General features: G+C 33.3%; 5 protein-coding genes. All 5 read right to left on the bottom strand.

Features of this window, described 5'->3' with window-relative positions:
• Positions 1–206: 206 nt before the first annotated feature.
• The 5 genes from ACKI3D_RS08830 to prf1 all read right to left on the bottom strand — a co-directional run bounded on the left by ACKI3D_RS08830 (position 207) and on the right by prf1 (position 5,253).
• Complete coding sequence (locus tag ACKI3D_RS08830) at positions 207–920, bottom strand: IspD/TarI family cytidylyltransferase (protein ID WP_407393806.1); 714 nt, start codon at positions 918–920, stop codon at positions 207–209.
• A 3-nt stretch (positions 921–923) separates the two neighbouring features.
• The gene (locus ACKI3D_RS08825; protein WP_407393804.1) at positions 924–2,519 is read right to left on the bottom strand and encodes a phosphotransferase; all 1,596 of its coding nucleotides are present in this window, start codon (positions 2,517–2,519) and stop codon (positions 924–926) included.
• 8 nt (positions 2,520–2,527) lie between these two features.
• A complete protein-coding gene (locus ACKI3D_RS08820) occupies positions 2,528–3,490 on the bottom strand; it encodes a LicD family protein (RefSeq protein ID WP_407393802.1) in 963 nt (320 codons plus the stop codon).
• On the bottom strand, positions 3,480–3,773 hold the full coding sequence (locus tag ACKI3D_RS08815) for a hypothetical protein (protein ID WP_407393801.1): 294 nt from the start codon (positions 3,771–3,773) through the stop codon (positions 3,480–3,482). The genes ACKI3D_RS08820 and ACKI3D_RS08815 overlap by 11 nt, the downstream gene beginning before the upstream one ends.
• Before the next feature lie 235 nt (positions 3,774–4,008).
• The gene (gene prf1 / locus ACKI3D_RS08810; protein ID WP_407393799.1) at positions 4,009–5,253 is read right to left on the bottom strand and encodes a peptide chain release factor aRF-1; all 1,245 of its coding nucleotides are present in this window, start codon (positions 5,251–5,253) and stop codon (positions 4,009–4,011) included.
• Positions 5,254–5,324: the final 71 nt, after the last annotated feature.

Below are 5,324 nucleotides of genomic sequence, written 5' to 3'. Positions count from 1 at the left end.
AATATTATTCATAAATTTTAAGATTTATCTTAAACAAATTATAAAATATTCAAGAAAATGTATTAAATTAAATATTTCTTTTTAAAGATTAATCCAAAATGTATAATAAAATTATTAATTAATATACAAAGTCGGAAAATGATTGCCAACGAAATATTCCGAGCTCAATTTTAAAAATATTTGAATCCTTAAAAATCAGATACGGATTACTTATCAAATCTATTCCGCTTCATCAAGACATAGCCTTCAAACAAATCCAGGTCTTCCTTTGTTGTAATCTTGATATTCATTTGATTTGATTTTGACAAATAGATTTCATGACCCATCAGAAACATCAATGTTGTTGTATGTGGTTCAACTTTACTAATCAAATCCTTGCTGATTGCTTCTTCATACAAATCTTTGATAAACTTAAATTTAAAGCATTGAGGAGTGTTAAAAATCATTACTTCATCCCTATCAATCCAAGTTGTTGATTTATTTCCATCATTGCTACCCAATAGAAATAGGGACGGCATTGCAGGAGATGAATTTCCATATTTCCTTGCAACCCTGATGGCATCACTGATAACATCTTCTGTTGTAAAAGGTGATGCTCCATAGTGAACCAATACAATGTCATCATCTTCCAATTCAGTTTTCAAATTGTTTACGCCATTTATTACCGAATGCTGGAAATCCTTTCCCCCTGGAGCAATCCATTTGACCTTTGTCAAGCCATATTCTTCAATCAATTCTTTTAGATAGCCAATGTGGCTTTCAATGCATACCACTTCGATTGCATCGATTTCAGGATGGTTTTGAAACAGTTCAATGGTATATACTATCAATGGCTTGCCTAAAACTTCCATGAATTGCTTTGGCCTATCGCCACCAAAACGAGATCCGACTCCTCCTGCCAAAATTATGGGAACATTCATGATTTAAATCTCCTTATAGCTCTCTATAACATCGTCAATATGGTTGATTAAATATCTATATGAGGTCAACAAGAAAAATCCATCCTCTTCCTCCATGCTTCCTCTAAACAACGGCCAGCTAATCCAATATAGTGCGGTCAATATGGATTGTCCCATGACATGCCTATGTTCCAGTGGAGTCAATTCACGGCCATAATATTCCTTTAAAATCCATTCAATAGTTTCATCACTATACTCATATCGAGTAATCAGACCTGCAATGTCATTTGCAGGGTCATTAATTCCCGCATACTCCCAATCAATCAAAAAGAACTTTCCATCCTCAGTTGGAAGCAAATTAGGATAATAGATGTCATGGTGATTTACTACAAGTTCAATTCCATATTTTTCACGTTCAGCCTTGACAAATTCATTCACTTGATCAATTTTAGCGAATAATTCTTTAAATTCTTCGAATAGGTTCCCTTTGCTTTGGGAAGCCAGTTTTAATAACTTTTTACTTTCACTAACATTGTCGAATTCTTTAATGTCTTCAGATAATGGAATCTCATGAGTTTTATGGATTGCTTCAAACAACTGTCTGCGATGAGTATCGTTTTCAATATCAAATGGTACCAGATTATGAATGAAATAGGCTATTTTCCATCCGGTCGGGTCAATGTAAATTAATGAATCGTCGGCACCTATTTTTTTAGCCTGATTTTGTGCATATTCCTCATTTTTCCTACGGGAATAATATTTATCGCTGCCGCCAGGATGCCTGTAAACATAATCAACACCATCAATAGTGAACTTAAAGGAAATATTGGTAAACCCTGCATTGATAATGTCCAATCCTTCAATATCATTTGGTTCGCATTTCAAGACTTTGCAAATGTTTCCGATGATATCTGAATCAATGTTGACTAAAAAGTCTGAATCGAATTTTCTTAAATCTTCAATCGTGTCAAATTCCAAGAGCTTGTTTTTGTCTCCCGGTTTTCTGAATAGGGTTAAGTCTTTAATATGTATCGCATAAAAATCTTCCCAAAACAGATTTACGATACCGAACTTTTCAATTTCAGCTTCCATCAATTCCGTGAATCTTTTTGAAAAGCTTTCATTGAAATATGCCGGTCCAATCATAGCCATTTTATCAGACCCTCCCAAATAACAGTCGGTGATAATGTCAGCATCTGAATAATCTACACTGAATTCCATAAAATCGCCTTCAAGATAATCGCAATAACGATAAGAGAGATTCAAGTCATTATTATCCAAAAAGGGATTTTCTAAGAAATAATGGTCTCCACAACAGACATATGTGTTTTTTAAATATTCCCTTGCAACATATAGGGAATAGATATTTCCAAATTTTCCAAAGGTATTGTTGACAAGCAAGGTAACTTGAGGGTATTTGAATTCCAGATAAAAGAATTTTTCTTTCATATATCCTATGACAACATAAATGTTTTCTACACCTGCATCGATTAGCTGTTCAATCTGCCTTTCGATTAATATTTCGCCTTTTACGATGAACATGCCTTTTGGTTTTTCATAAGTAAATGGTGCTAAACTGTCAGATTTGCCTGCTGCTAAAATAATTGCATTTTTTATCATGATATATCCTATTTAAAATTGTCATTCGCCTTTTTAAGCATTTGAATCCCTTCATCAAGTGCTTCCATGATATTCGCTTTTTTCACATACCTATTGAATCTTCCATGGTCACGAATCTTGTTTGGAATTTCAAAGTACTTCTTGCCGTAAATGTCTTTGATATACTTGGTTGTATTTTTAGGCGCCGGAAGATAATGTTCTCCAAACTGCATCCTTTTAAGCGGGAAAATATCATCGGTTTTAAGTAAAAATGTACGGTAAGCAGTATATTTTCGTATATCTCCACGAGCATTATCAATTCCACTTATGACATTGTCCGTTTTATCTAATGTTAAATTAAATTCATCATAAAATTTGTCCATGTATTCTTCAAGAGTAAAATCATCTGGATTGTGATAGTACTCCGTTAAAGCATTATTGTATCTTTCATCAATGTCTTTCTTGTTATATTCTTTAATATAGTCATAAGGGAAAAAATCAACTCCAATGAACTTTCCCTTAAAATTAGGGTCTTTATAGGACAGTTGATACCATCGTTTAGATTTATCATTATGTTTGTCGATTTTAAAATCAGGAACCAGATACCTCAAATCATTTTCCTCAACTTCATTTTGAAGAATTGGTATTAACCTATTGTAATCGCTCCTCATCATTCCCACATCCAAATCATCATCCCAGGGAACAAAACCATTATGGCGCACAGAGCCGAGCAAGGTACCATAATCCATCCAATACTCGATTTCATGTTTTTTACAAACGTTGTCAACAAACTCTATTAGTTCATAAGACAAATCGCGCAAAGACTTTAAAAAAGGAGTTGGTTTAAGCTCATAAAATATGTAGATATTATTTAAATACCTTTGTTGAGTGTCCGCTAACTTTTTTAACTCGTTGAATTCCTTTTTGCTTACGTATTCTTCCTTAAAAAGATCCAATGCCTTTTCCTTCTTTATGAATTTATCAAAAAACATGTGAAACATTCCTCGCCATTATTAAAAAGAAGCATGTTAAAGTCTGATTTGTGGTATTTCTAGCTTTATGAGCAGGAGATTTAATATCTAAGTGCAAATCAACATTTGAATAATTTTTAAATCTATCATTAATGGTGTTGTTGTCAAATACTTCTTTTTGATTAGTTTTATTTTTTAGAGATAGTGCAAATTTAACATCCTTGGTTGTGAAATGATTAGGTGATGAATTGCCAATTCCTAAATTTGTACAAGTTACTAGTGAGATATTATTGTTCTGTTGCATTATTTTCACCAAATTTGACATTTCATGTCGAATTATGATAGTTTAATAATTATTAATTTATTTTGAATGTTATTTAAAGCAATAGTAAAAAAATAATACAATTTAGGCATTTTTATATACAAAAATAGGCCTTCACGTCTTAATTGACTTTAATAAGTTATGAAATTAAATATTTTAAAGAAAAAAAGAAAAATAGGATTATGGAAAAATTGGATGGCTGTCCAAATCCCTATAATCAGTAATCCACGTAATATCTTAGAATTGCCGCAATTCCACCGAATGCTCTATAGATTTGAGTTCCTTCTTCAGTTTCAGTGGAAACAAATTCAACGGTAGCATTCATTTCTTCAGCCTTTTCAACAAGTTCATCAACCAAATCAATAGATGATTCTTCTTTTAAAGCTTCATTACAATTAGGGCATCTCTCGGAGATATTGTCCGCTTCAACTTGAGTTTTAACAGTGATTTCCTTTTGATATCCGCAAGCAGGACAGGCAAAAGTCTTACGCATGTTAGTCAAATCTTCAGACAAAATCAAAGTATCCACAGCACCGATAATCAGATTGTGCCTAACTTCATCTTCACCATAAGAAGCAAGGCCTTTTTCCTTAATCAATTCCTTAATGAACTTCTGAATGATTTTCTTTTCATGCATGACATCAAGGTTTTCCAGATCATCAGCGGATTTGGCAATGACTTCACGAATACCCTCTTCACCTGTGTAGGATGTATCGACTATTGTAATAACCTTGTCCTTAAGTTCATATTGAAGATAATCTCCTTCATAGAAATCTTTTTTGGTAAAACCTGGCCCTCCAAGAATGATACCTTTCAAATCATCTTTTAAAGGCAGGAATGCTTCATTCATGTGATCGCCAATACGTTTTAAAAACTGGTGTGCCAAATCTTCAATTACACGGTCAAACCTTCTTTGGGATTGTCCTCCAGCTTTGTGTTTTCCTGGAACACCACTTGTTAAATGACCGAGAATTGTTTCCTTTTTACCTTTTAAAGTAGCATAAGTTGCTTCGTTTCTGTCAATTACCGCAACACCGTAAACATCTCTCTCTTCAATCATGAACTCCAATGGCTCAAGGAAAAATTCATTATTACATTTGTACCAGTAAGTTGTAACCGGTTCAGGTGGCTCCAAAACGTATTTTTCCATCTTCTCAGTTCCTGGCCCACCTTTAGGAATCATTCCGACAAACAAAACCAGACCATGTTCAGGCGGCTGTTTGTATAACTTAATACTTTCCAAAATTACTGCAATGGCAGACTGCACATTTTTTCTTGTCTGTTTACTCTTGATGTTGGCACTCTGACCCATTTCATCTCTCATGTGCTTACCAACATCACTCAATTGTTTGGTTGGTGGAATGTAAACAAAAACAAACTCAGTACCTCTGCCTCTTTTGTTAGCTAATTCTTTTAATGTCTTTTTAAATTCATATAATTCTTTTGATGATACTCCTGCCATGTTATCCCTATAAAAATAATATTAATAGTATAATTATCTATTTGTACCTATAAATAATTAATGGAAAAATC

Source organism: Methanobrevibacter sp., from assembly GCF_045586545.1.
Taxonomy (GTDB): Archaea; Methanobacteriota; Methanobacteria; order Methanobacteriales; family Methanobacteriaceae; genus Methanocatella.
The sequence above is the reverse complement of the archived record's forward strand: the minus strand, read 5'-3'. Positions and strand labels throughout refer to the sequence as shown.

What these genes read in the sequence shown, in the direction of transcription:
- ACKI3D_RS08825 (WP_407393804.1), bottom strand. Translation starts at nt 2,519, where the DNA reads ATGATAAAAAATGCAATTATTTTAGCAGCAGGCAAATCTGACAGTTTA.
- ACKI3D_RS08815 (WP_407393801.1), bottom strand. Translation starts at nt 3,773, where the DNA reads ATGCAACAGAACAATAATATCTCACTAGTAACTTGTACAAATTTAGGA.
- prf1 (WP_407393799.1), bottom strand. Translation starts at nt 5,253, where the DNA reads ATGGCAGGAGTATCATCAAAAGAATTATATGAATTTAAAAAGACATTA.
- ACKI3D_RS08830 (WP_407393806.1), bottom strand. Translation starts at nt 920, where the DNA reads ATGAATGTTCCCATAATTTTGGCAGGAGGAGTCGGATCTCGTTTTGGT.
- ACKI3D_RS08820 (WP_407393802.1), bottom strand. Translation starts at nt 3,490, where the DNA reads ATGTTTTTTGATAAATTCATAAAGAAGGAAAAGGCATTGGATCTTTTT.